10 protein-coding genes, 4 tRNA genes, 3 rRNA genes and 1 pseudogene are annotated in these 25,207 nt (G+C 56.0%); 16 read left to right on the forward strand and 2 right to left on the reverse strand.

Annotated features, from left to right (window positions below):
• The first annotated feature begins 3 nt into the window (after positions 1 to 3).
• The 3 genes from LGS26_RS03200 (at position 4) to alaS (ending at position 4,505) form a co-directional block, all read left to right on the forward strand.
• Positions 4 to 639 (forward strand): histidine phosphatase family protein, encoded by a 636-nt coding sequence (locus LGS26_RS03200; protein ID WP_237889216.1) that lies wholly within the window; start codon positions 4 to 6, stop codon positions 637 to 639.
• A gap of 104 nt (positions 640 to 743) precedes the next feature.
• Positions 744 to 1,763, forward strand: coding sequence for a recombinase RecA (gene recA, locus LGS26_RS03205; RefSeq protein WP_237889835.1), 1,020 nt, complete (start codon positions 744 to 746; stop codon positions 1,761 to 1,763).
• An 87-nt stretch (positions 1,764 to 1,850) separates the two neighbouring features.
• A complete protein-coding gene (gene alaS, locus LGS26_RS03210) occupies positions 1,851 to 4,505 on the forward strand; it encodes an alanine--tRNA ligase (protein WP_237889217.1) in 2,655 nt (884 codons plus the stop codon).
• An 18-nt stretch (positions 4,506 to 4,523) separates the two neighbouring features.
• Here the strand turns inward: alaS and LGS26_RS03215 are convergent.
• Positions 4,524 to 4,611, reverse strand: a tRNA-Leu gene (locus tag LGS26_RS03215).
• An 89-nt stretch (positions 4,612 to 4,700) separates the two neighbouring features.
• Between LGS26_RS03215 and LGS26_RS03220 the strand changes: the two genes are divergently transcribed.
• Positions 4,701 to 5,672: a bifunctional riboflavin kinase/FAD synthetase gene (locus LGS26_RS03220; protein ID WP_330873322.1), complete on the forward strand. Its 972-nt coding sequence runs from the start codon at positions 4,701 to 4,703 to the stop codon at positions 5,670 to 5,672.
• Between the two features lie 62 nt (positions 5,673 to 5,734).
• Here LGS26_RS03220 and LGS26_RS03225 read toward each other — a convergent pair whose 3' ends face one another.
• Positions 5,735 to 5,920, reverse strand: coding sequence for a 4Fe-4S dicluster domain-containing protein (locus tag LGS26_RS03225; RefSeq protein ID WP_237889218.1), 186 nt, complete (start codon positions 5,918 to 5,920; stop codon positions 5,735 to 5,737).
• 569 nt (positions 5,921 to 6,489) lie between these two features.
• Between LGS26_RS03225 and LGS26_RS03230 the strand changes: the two genes are divergently transcribed.
• From LGS26_RS03230 to LGS26_RS03285, 12 genes and pseudogenes are all read left to right on the forward strand, one after another.
• Positions 6,490 to 8,052 (forward strand): 16S ribosomal RNA (locus LGS26_RS03230).
• Between the two features lie 108 nt (positions 8,053 to 8,160).
• Positions 8,161 to 8,237 (forward strand) — tRNA-Ile (locus tag LGS26_RS03235).
• Positions 8,238 to 8,277: 40 nt separating this feature from the next.
• Positions 8,278 to 8,353 (forward strand) — tRNA-Ala (locus LGS26_RS03240).
• A gap of 155 nt (positions 8,354 to 8,508) precedes the next feature.
• Positions 8,509 to 11,452: ribosomal RNA gene (locus tag LGS26_RS03245) — 23S ribosomal RNA — on the forward strand.
• Between the two features lie 72 nt (positions 11,453 to 11,524).
• Positions 11,525 to 11,640, forward strand: a 5S ribosomal RNA gene (gene rrf, locus LGS26_RS03250).
• Together the 16S, 23S and 5S rRNA genes with 3 tRNA genes alongside form the textbook arrangement of a ribosomal RNA operon.
• 122 nt (positions 11,641 to 11,762) lie before the next feature.
• Positions 11,763 to 11,838 (forward strand) — tRNA-Asn (locus LGS26_RS03255).
• A gap of 687 nt (positions 11,839 to 12,525) precedes the next feature.
• Positions 12,526 to 12,687, forward strand: a pseudogene (locus LGS26_RS03260) (helix-turn-helix domain-containing protein); the annotation flags it as partial.
• A 142-nt stretch (positions 12,688 to 12,829) separates the two neighbouring features.
• A complete protein-coding gene (locus tag LGS26_RS03265; RefSeq protein ID WP_237889219.1) occupies positions 12,830 to 16,411 on the forward strand; it encodes a helicase-related protein in 3,582 nt (1,193 codons plus the stop codon).
• Between the two features lie 59 nt (positions 16,412 to 16,470).
• Entirely contained in the window at positions 16,471 to 18,147 is a 1,677-nt protein-coding gene (locus LGS26_RS03270; RefSeq protein WP_237889220.1) for an RNA-binding domain-containing protein, read from the forward strand.
• 231 nt (positions 18,148 to 18,378) lie between these two features.
• Positions 18,379 to 21,867 carry a DUF1156 domain-containing protein gene (locus LGS26_RS03275; protein WP_237889221.1) on the forward strand — a complete coding sequence of 1,163 codons (3,489 nt, stop codon included), beginning with the start codon at positions 18,379 to 18,381 and terminating at the stop codon, positions 21,865 to 21,867.
• Positions 21,864 to 24,776: an ATP-binding protein gene (locus LGS26_RS03280; RefSeq protein WP_237889222.1), complete on the forward strand. Its 2,913-nt coding sequence runs from the start codon at positions 21,864 to 21,866 to the stop codon at positions 24,774 to 24,776. The genes LGS26_RS03275 and LGS26_RS03280 overlap by 4 nt, the downstream gene beginning before the upstream one ends.
• A 213-nt stretch (positions 24,777 to 24,989) precedes the next feature.
• Positions 24,990 to 25,187 (forward strand): Druantia anti-phage system protein DruA, encoded by a 198-nt coding sequence (locus LGS26_RS03285; protein ID WP_237889223.1) that lies wholly within the window; start codon positions 24,990 to 24,992, stop codon positions 25,185 to 25,187.
• The last annotated feature ends 20 nt before the right edge of the window (positions 25,188 to 25,207 follow it).

The raw sequence follows: 25,207 nt of genomic DNA on the forward strand, positions 1-25,207 counted from the left end.
GACGTGTCTTGCAGCGAGGCGACACGCATCATTCTCCTCAGACACGGCGAGGTCGATGCCGCAAAGGCTGTCTTTTACAGCCAGATGGACGTTCCTCTTTCCGAACGTGGCAAGAAGAGTTCCCTAACGGTGTCCAGGGTCCTTGAGCCAGTGCCGATCTCATGGGTGTTGAGCAGTGATCTTTCCAGATGTCTCTTCCTGGCAAGGGCCATAGCCGCGGCAAGGGGGGTTGGGGTCGAGGCCCGTCGAGAACTCAGAGAATTGGATTTCGGTCTCTGGACTGGGCTTGGTTGGGATGAAATTGAGATGAGGTTTCCCGGCGCCATAAAGAAGCGGATGTCTAATCTTGAGTCCTACAGGCCACCTATGGGGGAAAGTGTGGGTGATCTCGCTGAGAGGGCATGGGGTCTTATTCAGCAGGTGGTTTCGGAATATCATGGCAGGATTGTAGCTGTTGTGTCCCACGGCGGGGTGAATAGGGTCATAATTGCAAAGGCCGTAGGTCTGCCCTTGCAAAACATCTTCAGCATACACCAGGATTTTTCTTGTATAAATGTCATTGATTTTTTTTCAGACGGATTGGCTGTAGTCAGGGCCCTTAACTGGTTGCCGGGCGTCTCTGAGGGATTTTATCCCTGATTTTGTTTGCAGGGTGTCGCGATAGCTTTTAAAATGGGCGCCCAATGGGTATTGTTGGTCTATTTATTGCCGACGAGGAGGGATAAATCATGTCTGATCCTACAATGAAAGACAAAAAAAGGGCGGTCGATATCGCCATCGCCCAGATCCAGAAGCAGTTCGGTCAGGGTACCGTCATGAGGCTCGGCGATAGGGGGGGCGTGGAGGATGTCTCTGTAATTCCAACAGGCTCTATCGTGGTAGATATGGCCATCGGGATAGGCGGAGTGCCGAGGGGCAGGATTGTAGAGATATTCGGGCCGGAGTCTTCCGGAAAGACCACCTTGGCGCTCCATATGATAGCAGAGGCGCAAAAGATGGGCGGGATGGCCGCATTTGTGGACGCCGAACACGCCCTTGATGCGACATACGCAAAGAAGCTCGGCGTAAACACCGATGACCTTCTGGTATCCCAGCCTGATTTCGGTGAACAGGCCCTTGAGATCGTGGACGCCTTGGTCAGGAGCGGTGCCATTGACATCATAGTAGTAGATTCGGTGGCGGCGCTCGTCCCAAAGGCAGAGATCGAAGGGGAAATGGGCGATCAGCATGTGGGTCTTCAGGCGAGGCTCATGTCTCAGGCATTGAGGAAGCTTGCCGGCAATCTGAACCGCACCAAGACGGTCCTTGTCTTTATAAACCAGATCCGTATGAAGATAGGGGTTATGTTCGGGAGCCCTGAGACCACTACAGGCGGGAACGCCCTCAAGTTTTATGCAACGGTACGGCTTGACATCAGGCGTATCTCATCGCTAAAAGAAGGCGCTGACGTCATAGGTAACCGCACCAGGGTGAAGGTGGTAAAGAATAAGATAGCCCCGCCTTTCAAGGAGGCCGAGTTCGACATCTATTACGGCGAGGGCATTTCAAGGGAGGCCTCGCTTATCGACCTTGCCGCAGCGGTGGATATAATAGAGAAGAGCGGTGCCTGGTATTCTTATGAAGGCGAGCGGCTTGGCCAGGGCAGGGAAAACGTGCGCATATTCTTAAAAGAACACCCTGATGTCGCGGATAAGATCGAAAGGCAGATAAGGGAAGTCTACGGCATCAAGGCGGCCAGACCTATCGATGTCCAAGAAGGCTAGTAAGATCCGAAGTCTGAAGGATCAGTCAAGAGGCAGGTCGGCTCTATGTCCGTCCAGGCCACTGGAGGGTTTTTGAAGGTGTTTTTTATGGATAAACGTTCAGGTTCGGAAATCAGGAGGCTTTTTTTGGATTTTTTCGCTAAAAAAGGCCATGCCATTGTTCCAAGTTCGGCTATTGTTCCACAGGACGATCCGACGCTTCTCTTCACCAATGCCGGCATGGTGCAGTTTAAAAGGGTCTTTTTGGGTGAAGAGACGAGGCCTTATTCAAGGGCCGCTACATGCCAGAAGTGCGTGAGGGCCGGCGGAAAGCACAACGACCTTGAAAATGTCGGTTATACGGCCAGACACCATACATTTTTTGAGATGCTCGGCAATTTCTCTTTCGGCGATTATTTTAAGGATGATGCCATAGCATATGCCTGGGAGTTTTTGACCGAATGGCTTGGTCTGCCGGTGGATCGCTTGTGGGTGACCGTCTTCAGGGATGATGACGAGGCGGGTAAGCTCTGGACCACCTTGACCGGGATGCCGCCTGAGAGGGTGGTGAGGCTTGGGGAAAGAGACAATTTTTGGGCGATGGGCGATACTGGGCCATGTGGCCCGTGCTCCGAGATTATTTTTGACCAGGGTGAGGGGGTCGGTTGTGGTAGGGCTGATTGCCGAGTCGGCTGTGAATGCGATCGTTTTTTAGAGATATGGAACCTGGTTTTTATGCAGTATTTCAGGGATCGATCAGGCACCCTTCAGCCGCTGCCGAAGAAGAGCATAGACACCGGTATGGGTCTTGAGCGTATAGCGGCCGTATGCCAGGGGAAGCTCAGCAATTTCGATTCAGACCTGTTTTCGCCGTTGATTTCCAAGATAAGCTGGCTGGCTGGTAAGTCTTATGGTTCTGATCCAGGTTGGGATGTGGCCATGAGGGTGATAGCCGATCACGCCAGGGCATCGGCGTTTTTGGTAGCGGACGGGGTTATGCCTTCGAATGAAGGCAGGGGCTATGTACTGAGGCGTATAATACGCAGGGCCGCCAGATACGGCCGTGTGATCGGACTCGACGGACCTTTTTTGGGAGAGATGGCCGAGGCTGTGGCTATTGGGATGGGTCTTGATTATCCTGAGCTCAAAGATGCGGCTCCCCTTTTCCGCCAGGTGATAGGGCATGAAGAGATGCGTTTCGGCGAGACGCTCGAGACGGGTCTCAGATTGCTCGCTGAAAAGGTCGATGAGTTGTTGAGGGAAAGGATCGCCTTGATAGACGGCGCATTCGCCTTCAGGCTTTACGACACCTACGGTTTTCCAATCGACATACTTCAGGACGTGGCCAGAGAAAAGGGCCTTTCGCTTGACCGTGACGGTTTCGAGAAGGCCATGATCGAGCAGCGCGAGCGTTCAAAAAGGGCGCGCCATGAGGTTTCAGTGGGGGATGTCCCTGAGGTATATAGGCGTCTTCTCGACTCTGGTATGGGCGGGTGTTTTGTGGGTTATGATAGACTTGCGGCTGATGCCGAGATTTTGGCCCTTGTAAGGGATGGGCGATCGTCTAGTGAGGCAGGCGTGGGATGGACAGGTGAGCTCGTTGTCGCGCAGACGCCTTTCTATGCTGAATCAGGGGGGCAGGTGGGTGACAGCGGTTGTGTAGAAGGACCTTTAGGCAGGGCGGAGGTAAGAGATGTTGTAAAGCGGGGTGGTTTGATCCTGCATCAGATAGATGTAACAAATGGTATTTTGAGGGTAGGCGACAAGGTCAGTCTCCGCGTGAATAAGGGACTGAGGATGGATACAGCCAGGAATCATACGGCAGCCCATCTCCTGCATGCAGCCTTAAGGACCGTCTTGGGCGTTCATGTGAAACAGGCTGGTTCCCTGGTTACACCTCAGAGACTTCGTTTTGATTTTAATCACTTTTCAGCGCTCACGAGTGAAGAGATTAGAAGGGTCGAGGACCTGGTGAACCAGTGGATCCGTGACGACAAGGCCGTTAAAACAAGTGTAGTGCCCTATAAGGAGGCCTTGGCCATGGGTGCAATAGCGCTTTTTGGAGAGAAGTACGGGGATGAGGTGCGGGTTGTCGAGGTGCCTGGATTCAGCATGGAACTCTGCGGCGGCACACATATAGACCGTACTGGCAGGATAGGGCTTTTCAAGATCATTGCCGAGTCGAGTGTGGCCTCCGGTATTAGAAGGATAGAGGCGTACACGGGCAGCGCGGCCGTTTTCTTTGTTCATCAGATCGAAGACGAGCTCGCCGCTGCCGCTTCGCGCCTTAGGTGTCCAAGGTTTGAGGTGGCCTCCCGGACAGCGAGGCTTCAAGAACAGATCAAACTCCTCCAAAAGGAGATCGAGCGGCTGAACGTCGGCGCGCAGTCGGGGTCGGGCGGTGATCTTGAACCGATTCTGGGCAAGGTCATCGACGGTGTGAATGTATTGGCAAAAGAGGTAAGTGCCAAGGATCCTAAGATACTCAGGGAGATGGCCGACCGGTTTAGGGACGGTCTTGGTTCAGGGGTGGTGGCCCTTGGATCCAGAAGTGGAGATAAGGCGTTATTGACCGTTGTAGTCACAAAGGACCTTGTGGGTCGCATAAGTGCTGGTGACATCATAAAGTCCATGGCATTGATAATCGGCGGGAAAGGGGGCGGCCGCGCAGATATGGCGCAGGCGGGAGGTCCTTATAAAGAAAGGCTTTTAGAGGCCTTTGATGCCTTTTATGGTCTTGTTGAAGAGGCCCTCAGGTCTTAAAAAAGGGTTGTAGTGCCGTGGTGCCGAAGAGGAGGCTCGAACTCCTACGAACGTGATGTTCACTAGACCCTGAATCTAGCGCGTCTACCAATTCCGCCACTTCGGCCTTTTTGGGTCATTAAAACTGGTGAGTTGTGGACTTGTCAAGGGGAGCATTGTTGTGTGCGACGTTAAAATCATCTTGGTCGATGGAGGATGATGAAGGCCTATTACAGTCTTGATGAGATATCGAGGCCGCTTGATAGGCCGACCCTTACCATCGGGAACTTCGACGGGGTTCATCTTGGGCACCAGGCGCTCTTCCGCAAGGTAAAGGAGCTTGCAGCCTCGGTTTCAGGGGATTCCGTGGCGCTTACCTTTGAGCCGCATCCTTTGAAGGTCTTAAGACCTGACCATCCACTTTTAAGGATATGTACCTTGCGGCACAAGATAGAGCTCATAGATAGGGCGGGCATAGGTCATCTCATAATCCTGCCGTTTAACAAGGAGCTGGCGGAGACGTCGGCCAGTGACTTTGTGCACGAGATATTTTATAGGCGGCTCGGCATCAAGAATCTGGTGGTTGGTTATGATTATGCCCTTGGCAAGGGGAGGGAGGGGGATATCCTATTTCTGAGAAAGGCGGGCGTGGAGCTTGGTTTTGCCGTGCATGTGCTTGAACCTGTTGTAATAGAAGGCGTTGTGGTAAGCAGTACCAAGGTAAGAGAGCTTGTCGCTGCTGGGGACATGCGGGCCGTTTCTCGCCTGCTTGGAAGATATTATCAGATCAGGGGTGTTGTGCGCCCGGGCAGGCGCCGCGGAGGGCCGTTACTTGGCTTTCCTACAGCGAATTTACGTATCGATAAGGGGGATTTATGCCCTAAGTCCGGGGTTTATGTGATACAGGCGATAATTGGCGGTTATTGCTATGGCGGCGTGCTTAATATAGGCCGCAACCCGACATTTGGAGATCAAGAATTTGGGGCCGAGGCCCATCTGTTTGATTTTGATGAAGATATCTATGGGAAAGAGATCAAGCTCAATCTCATCGAGAGATTGAGGAATGAAAATAGATTTTCCGGCCCTGATGAGCTGATATTGCAGATAAAAAAGGACATACATACCGCACGTCTGATGCTTGCACAGGAAAAAGGTCTTTATGAGGCGTGCATGGAAGGTATCAAATAGCCCCCTGAAGAAGGTTTCCCAGGCCTCAGGGGGCAGATAGGTACATACCAAAGTTGGGGGGGTTAAACTTCTTCTACCGTTATGGCGCCCACAGGACAGACTTCGACGCAGGTTTCGCAGCCTAAACAGTCCTCGGACCTTGCCGGCACCGGTTTCCCGTCGACAAAGTCATAGACCTGTGCTGGGCAGGCGTTTACACACTCTTCGTCGCCTTGGCATTTGTCATAATCAATCGTGATCTGAAACATGGCAACCTCCTTTTATTTTTTATTTAATTGTTTTTTTGAGATCAGGTTGTGCGGCGCGATCTTTTTTATCCATATAGACGAACAATCTCCGCCTTGTCAACCTTGTTTCTTTAGTTTTTTTGAGCGAAAGTAAAACATTTATAAAATATCAATTTACCCCCTTGCGTTCTCTGATGATTGAGTATATATAGAACGGGCCCTGAGCGCACCCTGAGTGTAGGGGAGAAAAAAGAAGTTCTTGACTAAACAAAAGATCGAGTTTAAAATTTTTATTTTTAGGTTTGTGCTGATATTTATTTTAAGATCTGAACAGATAAGACCTTTATCGAGGCTATTATAAAGATTTATCAAGATTTATCCAGCACAATAATGCCATTCAAGTTCCGCCTCCAAAAGGTGGCCTGGAGATGGAGAATGGATATAAAAGATTTAAATCTTGACAAATAAATGACGCGATAGTAAGTTAAAATTATATTTTTTGGCTTGATCTTTGAAAACTGAATAGTGTTTACAGACAGACCTCAAATCTTTTAAACACCGCCAAATAAGGTAGTGTTTATCCAGTTTTTCAACTGGAGGGTTTGATCCTGGCTCAGAATGAACGCTGGCGGCGTGCCTAACACATGCAAGTCGTACGCGAATCCGGGGCTTCGGCCCTGGTAGTAGAGTGGCGCACGGGTGAGTAACGCGTAGATGATCTACCCCTGGGATTGGAACAACTTGCCGAAAGGTGAGCTAATTCCAAATAATATCTGTCAGAGGGATCTGGCAGATCAAAGGTGGCCTCTCCTTGGAAGCTATCGCCTGGGGATGAGTCTGCGTCCCATTAGCTAGTTGGTGGGGTAACGGCCTACCAAGGCGACGATGGGTAGCTGGTCTGAGAGGATGACCAGCCACACTGGAACTGGAACACGGTCCAGACTCCTACGGGAGGCAGCAGTGAGGAATATTGCGCAATGGGGGAAACCCTGACGCAGCGACGCCGCGTGGGTGATGAAGGCCTTCGGGTCGTAAAGCCCTGTCAAGGGGGAAGAAATTCCTGACGGCTAATATCCGTCAGGATTGACGGTACCCCTGAAGGAAGCACCGGCTAACTCCGTGCCAGCAGCCGCGGTAATACGGAGGGTGCGAGCGTTATTCGGAATCACTGGGCGTAAAGCGGGTGTAGGCGGTTTATTAAGTCGGGTGTGAAAGTCCATGGCTTAACCATGGAAGTGCATCCGAAACTGATAGACTCGAGTACCGGAGAGGGAAGTAGAATTCCTGGTGTAGGAGTGAAATCCGTAGATATCAGGAGGAATACCGGTGGCGAAGGCGACTTCCTGGACGGATACTGACGCTGAGACCCGAAAGCGTGGGGAGCAAACAGGATTAGATACCCTGGTAGTCCACGCCCTAAACGATGGGCACTAGGTGCAGGGGGTATTGACCCCTCCTACGCCGTAGCTAACGCATTAAGTGCCCCGCCTGGGGAGTACGGCCGCAAGGTTAAAACTCAAAGGAATTGACGGGGGCCCGCACAAGCGGTGGAGCATGTGGTTTAATTCGACGCAACGCGAAGAACCTTACCTGGGTTTGACATCCCAAGAATCCCGTGGAGACACGGGAGTGCCCCTTCGGGGGAGCTTGGAGACAGGTGCTGCATGGCTGTCGTCAGCTCGTGTCGTGAGATGTTGGGTTAAGTCCCGCAACGAGCGCAACCCTTGCCTTTAGTTGCCATCATTCAGTTGGGCACTCTAAAGGGACTGCCGGTGTTAAACCGGAGGAAGGTGGGGATGACGTCAAGTCCTCATGGCCCTTATGTCCAGGGCTACACACGTGCTACAATGGTCGGTACAAAGGGCAGCGAACCCGTGAGGGCAAGCAAATCCCAAAAAACCGATCTCAGTTCGGATCGAAGTCTGCAACTCGACTTCGTGAAGTCGGAATCGCTAGTAATCGCGGATCAGCATGCCGCGGTGAATACGTTCCCGGGCCTTGTACACACCGCCCGTCACACCACGAAAGTTGGTTGTACCAGAAGTCGCTGAGTTAACCCGCAAGGGAGACAGGCGCCCAAGGTATGATCAGTAATTGGGGTGAAGTCGTAACAAGGTAGCCGTAGGGGAACCTGCGGCTGGATCACCTCCTTTCTAAGGAGTAAGAATCAATCTGTCTGTAAAACTACTATTCAGTTTTGAAGGATCAGGTATTCGTTCTTTGAATATCGAATACGATGGTGTGACGCCGAAATGGACTTTGGGCCTATAGCTCAGGTGGTTAGAGCGCACGCCTGATAAGCGTGAGGTCGATGGTTCAAGTCCATCTAGGCCCACCACCGCGAGCCATTGAAAAGACGCTCCTGCTGGGAAGTCATTGGGGGTGTAGCTCAGTTGGGAGAGCGCCTGCTTTGCACGCAGGAGGTCATCGGTTCGAATCCGTTCACCTCCACCAAAGTCGGAGGGGCCATGCGGTGGTAACAAATTGATTTATTGCCTCGTATGTATTGATTTTTCAATATATTCGAGGGAGTAAATCGACTCCATCATGTTCTTTGATAAATAAATATGGGTAAATGAAATTTATGTGTCCTTAGAGTTGATTTTTATGGTCAAGCTACTAAGGGCAGACGGTGGATGCCTAGGCATCGGAAGGCGATGAAGGACGTAGCAAGCTGCGATAAGCTTCGGGGAGCCGCAAACAGGCTTTGATCCGGAGATCTCCGAATGGGGAAACCCACCTGGAGCAATGTCCAGGTATCTGCAACTGAATACATAGGTTGCAGAGGCGAACCAGGGGAACTGAAACATCTTAGTACCCTGAGGAAAAGAAAGCAAAAGCGATTCCCAAAGTAGCGGCGAGCGAAATGGGAACAGCCCAAACCAGAAGGCTTGCCTTCTGGGGTTGTGGGACCGCGGTATGGGATGCAGAAGATTAGCTGAAGAGGCTGGAAAGCCTAGCCATAGAGGGTGATAGCCCCGTAAGTTAAAATCCGAAGCACCCTAGCGGGATCCCGAGTACCGCAGGGCACGTGGAACCCTGCGGGAATCTGGGAGGACCATCTCCCAAGGCTAAATACTAACCGATGACCGATAGTGAACCAGTACCGTGAGGGAAAGGTGAAAAGTACCCCGAGAGGGGAGTGAAATAGTACCTGAAACCGTCTGCCTACAATCGGTCGGAGCCTGTTGTAAGACAGGTGACGGCGTGCCTTTTGCATAATGAGTCAGCGAGTTATTCTCTGTGGCGAGGTTAAGCCGGTAGGTGTAGCCGTAGCGAAAGCGAGTCTGAATAGGGCGTCAAGTCGCAGGGAATAGACCCGAAGCCGGGTGATCTATCCATGGCCAGGGTGAAGGTGGGGTAACACCTACTGGAGGCCCGAACTAATATCGGTTGAAAACGGTTTGGATGAGCTGTGGATAGGAGTGAAAGGCTAATCAAACTCGGCGATAGCTGGTTCTCCCCGAAACATATCTAGGTATGGCCTCGGATGCTGAGTAGCGGAGGTAGAGCACTGAATGGGCTAGGGGCCTCACCAGGTTACCAAACCCAATCAAACTCCGAATACCGCTATGTGTAGTCCGGGAGTCAGACTGCGGGTGATAAGATCCGTAGTCGAAAGGGAAATAGCCCAAATCGCCAGCTAAGGCCCCCAAATGCATGCTAAGTGTCAAAGGCAGTGGAAACGTTTAGACAACCAGGAGGTTGGCTTAGAAGCAGCCATCCTTTAAAGAAAGCGTAATAGCTCACTGGTCGAATGGGTCTGCACCGAAAATAAACGGGGCTCAAGCATGCTGCCGAAGCTGCGGGATATGCCGAAAGGTATATCGGTAGGGGAGTATTCCGGTAGCCGTTGAAGCTGGATCGCGAGGTCCGGTGGAGGTCCCGGAAGAGCGTATGCTGACATGAGTAGCGATAAAGCGGGTGAGAATCCCGCTCGCCGTAAGTCTAAGGTTTCCTGGGTAAAGCTCGTCTGCTCAGGGTTAGTCGGTCCCTAAGCCGAGGCCGAAAGGCGTAGGTGATGGGAAACAGGTTAATATTCCTGTACCACCAAAATGGCGTTTGAGCGAAGGGGGGACGAAGGAGGGTAGGCCGGCCGGGCGTTGGTTGCCCCGGTTTAAGGCGGTAGGCGGAGGTTCCAGGCAAATCCGGAGCCTCGTTAACGCTGAAAGCTGATGACGTGGCCCTTGAGGCCTGAAGCGGCCGATCCCATACTTCCAAGAAAAGCCTCGTAGCGAGTCTTTTTGGTGACCGTACCGCAAACCGACACAGGTAGACAGGATGAAAATTCTAAGGCGCGTGAGAGAACCCTGGTTAAGGAACTCTGCAAAATAGCCCCGTAACTTCGGAAGAAGGGGTGTCCATATTAGGTGAGGGCCCTTGTGGTCGGAGCCGAAATGGACCGCAGTGAAAGGGGGGTGGCGACTGTTTACTAAAAACACAGGACTCTGCTAAGCCGTAAGGCGACGTATAGGGTCTGACGCCTGCCCGGTGCCGGAAGGTTAATGGGAGGTGTCAGCGCAAGCGAAGCACCGAACTGAAGCCCCGGTAAACGGCGGCCGTAACTATAACGGTCCTAAGGTAGCGAAATTCCTTGTCGGGTAAGTTCCGACCTGCACGAATGGCGTAACGATCACCCCGCTGTCTCGACCAGGGACTCAGTGAAATTGTAGTACTGGTGAAGATGCCAGTTACCCGCGGCTAGACGGAAAGACCCCGTGAACCTTTACTATAGCTTGGTATTGGGTTTTGGGTTGGCTTGTGTAGGATAGGTGGGAGACTTTGAAGCCGGGACGCCAGTCTCGGTGGAGTCGTCCTTGAAATACCACCCTGGCCAATCTAGAGTCCTAACCTCGACCCGTTATCCGGGCCAGGGACAGTGCCTGGTGGGTAGTTTGACTGGGGCGGTCGCCTCCTAAAGAGTAACGGAGGCGCGCGAAGGTTCCCTCAGACTGATTGGAAACCAGTCGTAGAGTGTAAAGGCATAAGGGAGCTTGACTGCGAGACCTACAAGTCGAGCAGGTGCGAAAGCAGGTCTTAGTGATCCGGTGGTCCCGAATGGAAGGGCCATCGCTCAACGGATAAAAGGTACTCCGGGGATAACAGGCTGATCTCCCCCAAGAGTTCATATCGACGGGGAGGTTTGGCACCTCGATGTCGGCTCATCGCATCCTGGGGCTGGAGCAGGTCCCAAGGGTTTGGCTGTTCGCCAATTAAAGCGGTACGTGAGCTGGGTTTAAAACGTCGTGAGACAGTTTGGTCCCTATCTACCGTGGGCGCAGGAAATTTGAGAGGAGCTGTCCCTAGTACGAGAGGACCGGGATGGACAGACCTCCAGTGTTCCAGTTATCACGCCAGTGGTACAGCTGGGTAGCTGTGTCTGGATGGGATAACCGCTGAAAGCATCTAAGTGGGAAGCCCACCTCAAGATTAGATTTCCCGTGGCGAAAGCCCCTGAAGCCCCCTTGGAGATTACAAGGTTGATAGGTCGGAGGTGTAAGGCTGGCAACAGCTTAAGCTAACCGATACTAATCGGGCGTGAGGCTTGACCATAATTTATTTTCAGAGGCGCATAGGTTCCGATTTACCCGTATTTATTTATATTTTTGAAAAGGCAAAAGTTTTTCCGGTGGCCATAGCGAAAGGGAAACACCCGTTCCCATTCCGAACACGGAAGTTAAGCCTTTCAGCGCCGATGGTACTGCCCCGTCAGTGGGTGGGAGAGTAGGTCGCCGCCGGGATAGATTTTTAGCCCCCAGATGGGGGCTTTTTTATTTAAGATGGTCTTGATCTGAAAAATTTAAGGGGATCCGTTATTCTATTGACTAGATGGGAATGGTTTGCTAACCTAGCGAAGATCAATTCCCCGGTAGCTCAATCGGCAGAGCGGGTGGCTGTTAACCACTAGGTTGGCGGTTCAAGTCCGTCCCGGGGAGCCAGATTTCAATCCGCCAACTTCGCGGTTTCTGTTTAACGCAATACCCCGTGGGGTGATCCCCTCGGGGTATTGTCGTTTCCGGCGTGTCCACGCCGACTTACGCCCGCCTGAGACCTCCTCCGGAATCCCGGTCCTGGAGGTGCCCGAGACGGACATCCTGGCCCACGGCATCGCCGACCCGCTCGCCGACGTGACCACCTGTCTGCGTGCTGATACGCACAGGCAGGCACAGGCGCGTGTGACGGCCCGCATGTCCAATCCCGAGCCAACCCCCGACCGGCTCCCTAAAAAGGGCACAGGCGCGCCCTGGGCCCCTGTGTACGGGGGCTTCTGACCTTCGACGATCCCGAAAAACCGCCTTCCGGCTATTGACCGGCTGGAGGGGGTTTCACCCCGGCGGTCCCTGCCTCTACCGCCGAGTTCTGGTTTTGGCGCAGGCCCACGGAACCGTGCTTCCGACATGGCTCTATGTGCTGGTGGATCACTGGGCTGGGGGCTGCAAAGAGCTAACCGGCGGAATTTGGCGATAAAACCTCGGTAACTGCTCACCATCTGGAGCCATGTACGCAGCAGATTCCCGGTATTCCAGCAGTTTGTCCTTGACTGGAATGGACCGGTTGCGTATACTTATATCTGGTTTGATTGGCATACATAGGCAGTGATTTTGACAACTGATGAGAGGATTGAAATGGTGGCTTCCGAACGCTGGGTTGGCGTCCTTGAGGTGGCCGCCCACCTTGGGGTGGCCAAGGACTCGGTTTATAGATGGATCGATGAACGGGGGCTCCCTGCTCACCGCGTGGGACGGCTCTTTCGTTTCAAGCTATCCGAAATAGACGAGTGGGTGCGCCAAGACAACGACCTGCCTGCGCCGCGGGCGTCGCGGCAGGCAGGGCGAGGGAAGACTCTAAATTCCGTACAAAGCCGGCCCCCTTCGAAAACCCAGACGAATCGATCAACACCAAAGACACGTTCACGGAAGAGAGGCGGGAATGGATAGCGGTCTGCTCACATCTCAGATTGGGCAGCGGATATTCCTCCCAGGGCACTTCGATGTGTCTGTGGTTCTGGAAGATGCGCGACCGCTCGGTTCCGATGATTCGGCAGGCTATGAGTGCCGTGTTCGTCTTCCCGACGGCTCATTGGAAGAGGCTGTAATCTCTGCCGAAGAGGTGGCAGCCGTTCTTGGACTGGGTCCCGGCGAAGCGAAAGCTAAGACGCCAGTGGACGCCGAGAAGCTGCGACTTCTGATCGAATCCGCCCGAATTCGATTAGCTTACGCACACGATCAGCAGTTTGCCGTGAGCCTTTCAGGTATCCGCACCTTGCCGCATCAGATTGAAGCGGTGTACCAAGCGATGCTTCCGCAGCCCAGATTGCGTTTTCTTCTTGCGGATGATCCTGGAGCGGGCAAGACCATCATGGCCGGCCTGCTCATCAAGGAGCTGAAGCTCCGAGAAGCCATCGAGCGAGTCCTGATTCTCTGCCCCGCGCCGCTCACGATCCAATGGCAAGACGAGATGCTCCGGTGGTTCGGCGAGTCCTTCGACATCATCTTCTCCGCCGTCGACCAGCAGCAGCTCACGAACCCGTGGCAGCGCTCCTCGCAGGTCATCTCGTCTATCGACTACGCCAAGCAGGATGAGGTGCGCGAGCGAGTGTGGCAGCAGCGCTGGGACCTGGTCGTCATCGACGAGGCCCACAAGTGTTCGGCGAGAACCGCGTCAGGCGGTCAGGGACGCGAACCGAAGGTAGCCACGACCAAGCGATACGACCTGGTTTCGCGCCTCACCTCGCAGGCCGACCACATCCTGCTCCTCACCGCGACGCCACACCACGGAGATGAAGACAAATTCGCTCATTTCCTTCGGCTCATTGAGCCAGATCTTTTCCCCGAGCCGCACCGACTGGGAAAGCAGGCTGCTGAGATTCGGCAAAATGTTTTTAGGCTTGGGAAAGACTCCCCGTGGTGTCTGCGCCGGCTAAAGGAGGATCTGAGGGATGCCAATGGCAAGCGTCTCTTTCCAGACCGTTACGCAAGAACGGTTACATTTCGCCTGAACAACGACGAATACACCCTTTACAAGAGCGTTACCGCTTACATCAACGAGTTTATCCCGCAGCAGACCGGGCAAAGACGTTCCTCCGCGGCGTTGACCAGAACGGTCCTGCAACGCAGGTTGGTGAGCTCCACATGCGCCATTCACGAGTCGATCAAGCGCCGGTTGAAAAAGCAGGAAGATCTCCTGGAAGAGCTTGAGGGACTTACTCCGGCCCAGCGCGCCAAACGGCTGGCCGCTTTACAGGGTCGCCTGCCTGACGCCGAGCAGGACGAAGACGATCTCGACGATGCAGTACGTGATCAATTGGTCGATGAGTACACTGCCGCGCTGGAAATTGAGCAGTTGCGCGCAGAAATCTCCGCCCTTAAGGAGCTCGTCGAGCAGGCGCGAAGGGTTCGTGAAAACGCGAACGATTCCAAGTTGGCCGCATTGAAGAAGTGCCTCGGCGAGGCGCAGTTTATGGACCTGAAGGATGGCCGGGGAAAGCTCCTGATCTTTACGGAGCACAGGGATACCCTCGGCTACGTGCGCGATCATCTTGAACGATGGGGTTTTTCCACCTGCGAAATCCACGGCGGCATGAACCCGCATGAACGCAAACGAGCGCAGGAGGTTTTCAGAACCGGGGCGCAGGTATGCGTAGCGACGGAGGCCGCCGGCGAAGGTATCAACCTCCAGTTCTGCCACCTGATGATCAACTATGACATGCCCTGGAACCCGACCCGGCTGGAGCAGCGCCTGGGCCGTATTCATCGCATCGGTCAGGACCGGGATGTCTATGCTTTCAACTTCGTGGCCACGGATTCCGAGGACGGTCAGCCCATTGTCGAGGGGCGTATCCTGCATCGTCTCCTCGAGAAGCTCGACACGATGAACGAAGCCCTCGAAGGCCGCGTGTTCGACGTAATCGGCGAGGTGCTCTCCTTGAACGACGTGAATCTGCCGGACATGCTTCGAGATGCGGCCTATGACCCCAGGCGGCTCGATGAGTACCTCGACCAGATCGACCGCATCGATCCGGCCAAGCTCAAAGAATACGAAGAGGCCACGGGCATCGCGCTTGCGCGCAGCCACGTGGATTTTTCAGCATTCCAACGCCGAAACCTCGAGGTCGAAGAGCGTCGGCTGATGCCCCGGTATGTGGAAGCGCAGTTCGTCGCTGCTGCTCGGGAAGTGGGCCTCCGGGTCGAGCCGAGGGCCGACGGGTTGTGGCGCATTGAGCACGTCCTTGCAGATCTTCGCTCTGAACGTCTTCGCTCAGTCCAGAAGGTCGGGAAAGCCGAATCGTCCTACCGAAAGATCACCTTCCACAAACACCACCTTGAACAGGACGCTCACGTTGACGCCGTGCTGATGGGGCCTGGACATCCGCTCTATGCAGCTGTGGACGAGAAGCTCAATGAGCGCCTGAAGGATTTGATCGGAGGCATTGGGTTTTTCGTCGATCCTTTGTGCAGAGAACCCTACCATATCCACTTTTTTGAAATTTCGATCCGTGGCAAGGACTCGAAAGGGAACGACGTGCCGCTCTATGGCGAACTCGTGGCCGTTCGGGAGGACCTGCCCGCGCGCGGCGCGCAGGCGGGGCGCGGGCATCACGAAGTCATCCCGAGCGAGATCCTCCTCAACCTGGCAGCCCATCCGCATCCGCCGCAAGAAATAGACATGGGGGGACAGGCTTCCAGCCTGTCCATGGCCTCCGACTTCCTCAAGCGCACCTATCAGCTCGAGTGCCGCGCCCGCTGTCAAAAAGAACGTCAGAGATTCGCCAGTATCTGCCGGGAATATTTAGAAAAATCCTTCGATGTCCGCATAAAACGCGCCCAGGAGCGGGCCATGCTGCTTGCCGGTGAGGCGGTGACCAAACCGGAGTTTAAACTGGCAGCCGATGAGGCCAGGAAATATGTAGATGAACTTCAGCGCACACGCCAGGAACGCCTCGACGGGCTGAGGCGGCTTGAGATCGCCAGAACCGGACCGGTCAAGCACGTGGGAACGGCCTTTGTGCAAACGGTGGAACAGGCTTCCAGCCTGTCAGACCAGGATTTGTCAGCCTGGAAGGCTGACCCACTACTCGATCCGAATATCCGCCGGCAGAGCGAAATCGCAGCAGAAGACAAAGTTATTGAAGCGCTGATTACGGAGGGCTTCCCCCTCGAGCGCATCGAGCGGGTCGGCCATCTGAAGTTGGGGTTCGACATCCGCGCCCACCGGATCGCGGATGAGGCCACCGGCGAGGTCTTTGTCAAGAGAATCGAGGTCAAGGGCCGCCTGCGGGGACAGCCGGTAAGGCTGACTACAAACGAGTGGTACAAGGCCCAGCAACTGGCCGAGACCTACTGGCTCTATGTGGTTTGGGACCCCTTAGGCGCTTCGCCTGAGCTTGTGCGCATCCATAATCCCGTTGCCAAGCTCGACCATGTCAAGAGGGAAATCGTGGCGGCGAGGTTCTACGAAATCCCTGCCGAGGCATTGGAGGCGGCAATGCGCCGAGAGGATGACAAAGCTTGATGGCCGACAAAATACATATATCCTTTCACAGGACAGATTGCTTGGATTAGGAACCACGGATGAACACGAGTCAGCAGGAATTCACGGCGATTTTGGCAAAGGGCGAAACCCTGACGGTCGAATTCAAAAGCGACGCAAAGGGTGGTCTCCCCGATCGTGATCTTGTTGCAGCCGTGGTTGCTATGGCCAATACTGAAGGTGGACTGATTCTCTTGGGAGTCGAAGATGACGGAAGCGTTACCGGTATTCAATCCAGCCATCAGGACACCACAGGGCTCAAGGCCCTGATTGCCAACCGGACCAGCCCATCGGTGGCCATATCCGTTGAAATCATCGAGCAGGAGGGGAAAAAGATCCTCAACATAACCGTGCCGAAATCTCATTCCATCGTGTCCACTACAGACGGACTGGTGTTGCGCCGCCGTCTTATGGCTACCGGCAAGCCCGAGGCAGTACCCTTCTACCCCCATGAGTTTATTCAGCGTCAGGCCGGTTTGGGGTTGGTTGATCCATCGGCCATGCCTCTCGCGTCGCTGAGTGCCGAAGATTTGAACCCGCTGGAGCGGCAACGAATACGTGAAGCCATCCGCCGGTATGGCGGTGATATGACGCTGCTGCCTCTGGCCGATGAAGAATTGGATGGGACACTGGGTCTCGTCACCACCGTTGAAGGAATTCGCAGGCCGACAGTTGCCGGCCTGCTGCTCATGGGACGCGAAGAAATCATCCGTCAGTATATCCCTGCCCATGAAGTCGCGTTCCAGGTCTTGGAAGGCACGGACGTCCGCGTCAACGAATTCTTCCGCAAACCGCTCCTGCAAACCTTCGAAGAAGTTGAGCTGCTTTTCAAGGCCCGGGTTGTTGAGGAGGAGATTCAAGTCGGCCTTTTCCGGGTGCCCATTCCCAATTTTGACCGCCGGGCGTTCCGAGAAGGTTTTATCAATGCCTTGGTCCATCGCGATTATGCCCGCTTGGGCGCCGTGCATGTACGGCTGGACGACAACGGCCTCACCATTTCCAGCCCCGGGGGGTTTATCGAAGGCGTGACGCTGCAGAATCTGCTTGTAGCGCCGCCGCGCTCCCGCAACCCTTTGTTGGCCGATATCGTCAAGCGAATCGGTCTGGCTGAACGCACCGGACGCGGCATTGATCGAATTTTTGAAGGAATGCTGCGTTACGGCCGACCGGCGCCGGACTACTCCATGTCCGACGCTTCCTCGGTGGTGCTGCTCATGTCCCGTGCGGATGCAGACACCTCTTTTCTTGAGATGATCCTCGCCTATGAGGAGCGGACCGGTGTGCCGATGCCTATAGATAGTTTGATCATCTTTTCCCGCTTGCGTCAGGAACGGCGCCTCACGACGACCGATTTGGCCGGAAGCACCCAGAAGCCGGAGGCATCTACACGTGCCACACTGGAAAAACTGGTGGAAGCCGGAATGATAGAAGCGCAAGACACCGGACGCGGGCGGTCCTATATGCTCAGCGCCAAGGTTTACAAAAAAATCGGCCAGAAGGCGGCCTATGTCCGGCAGGCCGGTTTCGATCCTATCCAGCAGGAGCAGATGGTGCTGGCCTATATCGATAAACATGGCTCCATCAAGCGGGCCGACGTCATGGAGCTGTGCGGGTTAACAAAAGATCAAGCATATAACCTGTTAAAAAAGTTAAAAAGTAGTGGTCAGATAGTCCAGGAAGGAAGCAGAAAAGGGGCGGTTTATGTGTTGAGGCGGTAATATTTAATGCTGACGCATATATATGCGCCGATTTATGCGTATAGCGCATATCCCTTGCTCAACCGCATGAAATATCAAAAAAATGAGAAGAAACGGGGAGGAGTGCCATGCGTTCTATACACGAAAAAGTTAAACCTATGCACATGTGTATTGGCTCTATGCACGCGTGCATTGCGTGTATTGATAGCGACGACTCCTATGAACGGAAAAAGCTGGATCGAGGAGAGACCAATGTCTGACGACCCCAGACTCATCGAAGACTTCCTGCCGATCCAGGCCATCAGCGCCGAGGCGTCGCGGGAGAAATCCGTCCGCAAGGGGCACATCTCGACCCTTCACCTCTGGTGGGCGCGGCGGCCGCTCGTGGCTTGTCGCGCCGCGGTGTATGGCGCGCTTGTTCCGGCGTCGCGGTTCGTTCCGCCTGCCTGCCGCGACGACGAAGGCGGCGCAGGCAGGGAGAACGGCTTACATAAGAATGGCAAGTCTCTGGGCAGGGCCAATGCAGCCAAGTTCATCGAACGGCTCTGCAAGTATCCGGGAAACCCTGCCGTTATCAAGGAAGCGCAGAGGCACATCCTCGAAGCACATGCCGAGCGGCTGACCAAGGAACGTGGCACAGGCTTCCAGCCTGTGACGGTCGAGGACATCGAGGCAGGCAAGATGCCTGCCCCACGGGTGCTCGACATGTTCGCCGGTGGTGGGGCCATCCCTTTGGAAGCCCTGCGCCTCGGTTGTGAAGCCTACGCCCTCGACTTGAACCCCGTGGCGCACATCATCGAGCTTTGCACGCTGGTCTATCCCCAGAAGTACGGAAAACCCGACCCGAATGTCCGCGGTATGACCGGCTTGCCTGCGCCGCGACGCTTCTGGGTTTACGTTATCCGATGCGAGGACGATTCCTTCTATATCGGCCAAACCGACAACATCGTTCGGCGCTATGAAGATCACCTGAGCGGTAAAGCGGAGTGGACCGCCACCCACAAGCCAGTTGAGTTGATCCACTGGGAGGAGTTTAAAACTCGTGATGAAGCGGTCGCACGTGAGCAAGGGCTCAAGACGGGATTTGGCCGCAAGTGGCTGAAGCGCGAATGGGATGCCGGCCGCCTAGCGTCGCGGCAGGCAGGGCCGAAGAACGCGAAGGGGCTGCCTGCCAGCCTTGAAGGGCTGGCGCAGCCAGGCGAAACTACCTGGGGCGGCCTGGCCGAGGAGGTCCGCTACTGGGGTGAATGGGTGCTCAAGAAGGTCAAGGCAGAGATCGGCGATCTCTATCCACTCATACCTGATCCCGACTACAAGGGGAATAGGCCCGCGGTACAGTCTGAAATGTGGCAATCTTCAGACAAGGAAAGCATCCCTCCTGGATACCTCATGCCGGTGGCCTACCTCTGGACGCGGACCGTCCGCTGCAAGAACCCGGCCTGTGGCGCCACGGTGCCACTGGTACGCCAGACCTGGCTCTGCAAGAAAAAGGATCGCTATGTCGCGCTCCGGATGATCGCACCCAAGGGCGAAAAAAGGGTCCGTTTCGAGGTGATGGAAAGTCGCACGGAAAAGGGCCTCGGCTTCGACCCGGCGGGCTTCTCCAAGGGCGGCAACGCCACCTGCCCCTTCTGCGGGACGGTCGCGGACAGCGACTATGTGAAGCTGGAAGGCCAGGCGGGCCGCATGGGCCGGCAGATGATGGCCATTGTCTGCACGCGACCGGGCAAGCAGGGCAAGGTGTACCTGTCGGCCGACGACTACCCCGAGTTCGCCCCCGACGACAAGGCGATCCGCAAGCGCATCGAGGCGCTCTGCCGGCGCACCGGGCTGACGGTGCCGAATGAGCCGATGGATACAAATGATCCAACCACAGTTGCTGGAAGAGGTTTCGGCATAAAGACATTTAGTGAACTCTTCACCCCCCGGCAGATGCTCTGCCTGCTCACCTTCGCCGCCTGTCTGCGTGCGTTGACGCACAGGCAGGCGGCGGTGCGGGAGGCCTATCAAACCATGGTGGGACAGGCCGGTAGCACAGGCTTCCAGCCTGTGAACCAGAGCACAGGCAAGATGCCTGTGGCACCAATGGATGAGGAGAGAGCTAAGGCGGTCGTGACGTATCTTGCAACTGCCCTGAACCGCGAGGCGGAGGACTCCTCTTCGCTATGCAGATGGAATCCGAACGCGGAGAAGATGCAAGGGACGTTCGGGCGGCAAGCGCTCCCAATGGTGTGGGACTTCTGCGAAATAAGTCCGTTCGGCGATTCTGTAGGAGACTGGCGATCACTCATCAACCTACAGCTGAATGCTATCGGGGGAGCGAGTGACTTCGGAGGCGCAGCAGGCGAGGTCTCCCGCGGCTCGGCCACCGCGCTCCCCTGGCCCGACGCCTCGTTCGACGCGGTCATCACCGACCCGCCCTACTACGACAATATACAATATGCCGCGCTTTCCGATTTCTTTTATGTCTGGCTCAAGCGCACTATCGGCCATCTTTATCCAGAGCATTTCAGCGCAGAGGTTTCTCCGAAGAAGAGCGAGGCAGTGGCCTCGCCTTGGAGGCATAAGAGCAAAGCTGACGCAAGAAAGGCCTACGAAGAGATGATGGCCAAGTCCTTTGCCGAGGCGCACCGGGTCCTCAAGCCCGGCGGGCAGATGACCGTGGTCTATGCCCACAAGACGACGCTGGGCTGGTCCACGCTCGTGGACGCCCTGCGCGGCGCCGGCTTCACCGTCACCGAGGCATGGCCGCTCAATACCGAGATGAAGTCACGGCTTGTTGCAATGGAGACCGCCGCCCTCGCCTCCAGTATCTTCCTGGTTGCGCGCAAACGGGAAAGGGCAGAGATGGGTTCCCCTGCCTGCGCCGCGTCCCGCGACGCGGCAGGCAGGTACGAGGACGAGGTCCGCCCCGAACTGGAGCAGATCGTCCGCGAGCGGGTGGATTCGCTCTGGAAGATGGGGATCACGGGCGCGGACCTGGTCATTGCCGCGGTTGGCGCAGGGCTCCGCGCCTTCACCCGCTTCTCGCGCGTGGAGTACGCCAACGGCGAGGAGGTCCCGGCCGAGAAATTCCTGGCCGAGGTGGAAGGGGTCGTGCTGGAGACGCTCCTTGAGAAGATCTTCGGGGTAACCGGAAGCGGCGTTGCCGCAGTGGACGGGCCGAGTCGGTTCTACGTACTCTGGCGCTACGCTTACAAGGCGGCCGAGATGGACGCGGGCGAGGCCATCGTATTCACCTACGGCCAGAATGTGGAATTGGATGGCCAGAACGGCCTTTCGTCCGGAAGCCGCGCGCTGGTCGAAAAGAAGAAGGGCAAATACCGACTGCGCGATTTCACCGAGCGAGGTGATGACGAAAAGCTTGGGATGCCAAGGGATGACCTGCCTGCGCCGCAAAGCGGGGCGTCGCGGCAGGCAGGCGGCAAGTCGGCCCCGCTGATCGATATCCTGCACCGCATCCTCTGGCTTTTGGAAAACGAGCCCAGGAAGCTCAATGACTTCCTCGACGAGGCAAGGCCGGACCGCGAACGGTTGCGGCTGGTAGCCCAGACCCTGGCCGGAACTGCATTGGCCGGCAGGAAAGACGACGGGCCGGAACACACACTGGCGACCACGCAGGCGGAAGCTACCGCGCTCAACAAACTCGTCGCCAACTGGCGGGCGCTGATCGACCAACGGCTGGCCGCAAGGGAAGGAACCCTATTTGAACTCATTCGAAATTCGGAGGCCAAAAAATGAGCACACATGCACTTCGTCCCTGGACCGACCTGGTCAAGCTCCATCCTGATGTGGAAGCGGGTGCGCTGACCGAGGCGGTGTTCGCCATCGACCTGGGAGCCATCGCCGCCAATGATCCCAACGTACCCGTAGTCAATAGGGACCCGGAAGCCTTCTTTCGGGCAACGTACCTTACGGCCGATCTGCGAAAGCTCTTGGACGAAGTGCTGGCATCCCTCTCCGGCAAGTCCGGCTACAACCGGGTGTTGAAACTTCGGGTGCCCTTCGGCGGGGGAAAGTCGCACACTCTGGCGGCGCTGTTCCATGCCGCGCGAAAGAGAGAGGCCCTGGATGGTATCCCGGAGGCTAAGGAATTCGCCCGGCCTGGCAATGTGGCCGTGGCCGTTTTCGACGGCGAGAAGTTCGACGCGCGTAATGGCAAGACGCTGGATGACGGCCGTACGATCCAGACCATGTGGGGATGGATCGCATGGCAGATTGACCCCGAAAAGGCCTTTCCCCTGGTGGCCGACCACGACAAGGACCGCGTGGCCCCGGGCGGAGATGTGATCCGGGAGCTCTTGACCCGCGGGGCCGGCGACAGGCCGGTTCTGATCCTTCTCGACGAAGTGCTCAAGTACATGGAGCGGTCCGCTGCGGTCAGTGTCCTCGATTCAACCCTCCAGCGCCAGGCCAAGGACTTTTTCCAAAACCTGACCGTCGAGGTCGCTGGCAGCGAGAAGGCCGCGCTCGTCTATTCCCTCACCTGGAGCGCCAGGGAGGCTTTGGGGAATGTGGGACTGCTTGCCGAGATCGACAAGCTCGCTTCAAGGGTGGACCAACTCAGAGAGCCTGTCTCAGGGGACGAGGTCCTGCCGATCCTTCAGCGACGTCTGTTGGGTGGCGCTCCTGATCCAACACTTGCCGCCGAGGTGGCCACGGTGTATCAGGAGATCATCACTGGCATGCAGCGGGCTCATGCAGAGACAGCATCGGAGCGCCAGCAGGCGGAGGAGGAAGGCCGCCTTCTGCGTGATCGGATGCGGGCCGCGTATCCGTTCCATCCCGCGCTCATTGATATCATGCGGGAACGCTGGACCGCGGTGGATGCCTTTCAGAGGACCCGCGGCGCGCTGCGGTTCCTTGCCTCCTGCATGCACTCTCTCAAGAAGAACGGCGGGGCCAAGGCGCTTCTTGGCCCTGGAGACATCCCCGTGAAGGACGTTGACGTGCGGGTAAAGATGCTCAAAGAGCTGGGGGTGCAGAACGATTATGATCCGGTCATCACGGCGGATATCGACGGCCCAAACGCCCGGGCAATGCGCATCGACGAGCGGATGGCGCGCGAGACTCCTGTGCTTGCCAGCGTGAAGCCGGCTACGCGCATCGCCACGGCCATCCTTCTGTACTCGTTTGGGGGGCTCCGGCGTGAGGGTTCAGGGAGTGACGAAACGCTGCCGCCCGGCGTTACGGAGAACGAACTCCTTGCGGCATGCGTCGGTCCCGACCTGGACAACATCACAGCTACCGCCGTCTTGTCCGAGCTTCGTAATACATGCCTTTACCTGCATTACGACGGCGTCCGCTACTGCTTCAAGAAGGACCCGAATGTTACCAAGCTGATCGAGGACGCCGAGCAGACCGTTGCCCGCGAGGATTCCCAGGCGCGCGGGCACGGCCCGGTCCGAAGCCAGATCAAGGAGATGCTGGATGCCCGGCTGGCCGGACACCACAAGGCCATCGTATGGCCTTTGAGGACCCAGGACATCCCCGACGGGGACCCGCATTTTCTCGTTGCCTACCTGCCCATTGAGTTTGCCGCCGAGGACAAGTCGGAGCAGGAACGTCAGGCCAAGGAGTACCTCACCAAGTACGGAGATCGCCCCAGGCGGTTCCGGAACGGTCTGGGCCTCGCAATACCGGAAAAGAAACAAATCGAGGCCTTGCGGCGTGCCGTTCGTTACCTGCTGGCCATTGATCGTGTTGAGGCAAAGAAGCAGCAGCTCCGGCTTACCAGGGATCAGCTTGACCAACTCCGGGAGAGGAAGCGCACCGAACAGGCCGCGGCTGAGTCGTGTTTCCGGGAGCTCTACACGGCCATCTGGCTGCCTCGGGTTCAGGATGGCGAGTTGGAAATAGAAAGGGTGGAACGGGGTGGCAGGCCGCTTCAGGCGACTGGCGTGCACGAGCGGATCATGGAGCTGCTTACCAGTGTGGGGACTCCGCGGATTCACGGATCGGTTACGCCGCGAAAAATTGTCGAGCGCGTGAGACTCGGTGAATCCCTGTGCGAGGGTGAGCCCCCGCTCATGGGCATCAAGGCATCCGATGTACTTGAATCGTTTTTTCGGGATATTGCGCCGCCCCGGTTGGAATCTGCATCCGTGCTGCGCAAGGGAATCGCACGGGGTGTATCGGAAAGTGTCTTCGCCTATGTGAGTGGAGGAAGTCCCGTTCTCGGCCCTGATGGGAAATACCAGGTGAACCCCGACAAGGTGATTCTCGGCCGCTCCATTGCTGATGACGAAGTCGATTTCGATTCCGGCTTTCTCATGATGCCGCAAGCCGTCCAGGAAGCCCCGGCGGCCCAACCCACCGGAGCAGCACTTGTCGAAACCGGCTCTGTCCCCCCATCCAGTATCCAAGAGGACCTGGCCGGAATGGGTGTGGGAACCGGTACGGGTCCGGTCTCAACCGGCACGGATACCGCCGGTCGGAAGAAGCGGATCGCTTTTGCCTTCGAGGCCACCCGAGAACAGGTCTTCAAGGCGTTCCCGGCCATCGCGAACCTGGCCGACAAATCCGACGGAGCCAAGGTGCGAATCCGCATCGAGGCCTCGTCGGCTGCTGGCTTCGATCCATCCTGGCTGCGTAATGCCGTCGACGAACCACTCGACGAGGCGGATATCGAAAGGACAACGGAGGAATGAAGCAAGCGAACATTAAGGACATGAAGGACTTGCGGCCATAATGAACGTGCCATCGGCAGAGCACCTGAAGATTGCTATTATCCAGTCCTTGCGCAAGCAGGGCTACAGGGTACGGAACGGCGTTATCCAAATGCCAGATAACCCTACTAAAGATTATTTTCGTGCTCTAAACGAGCTTGCCCTGCAGAAAAAACTGGAGTATCCGGTCCAGGTGTGCGGTCTTATGAAGACCGGCTTATTCGATATATCGCCAATGGAGACGAGGTGGTCCCCAGCGCAATACGCCCGAAGCTCGTTGTGGTGAAGCCGGAATCCGAGCATGAGCTGCTTTTCCGTTACGCCTGTCTCCACTGGGGTATTCCGGTTTCCGCAGGATATGGGAGAAGGCGTCGGGAATGGCCTGGTCTTTGATAACCCGTTGATATTGAAGG

This window comes from Dissulfurimicrobium hydrothermale, from assembly GCF_022026155.1.
GTDB classification, from domain to species: domain Bacteria; phylum Desulfobacterota; class Dissulfuribacteria; order Dissulfuribacterales; family Sh68; genus Dissulfurimicrobium; species Dissulfurimicrobium hydrothermale.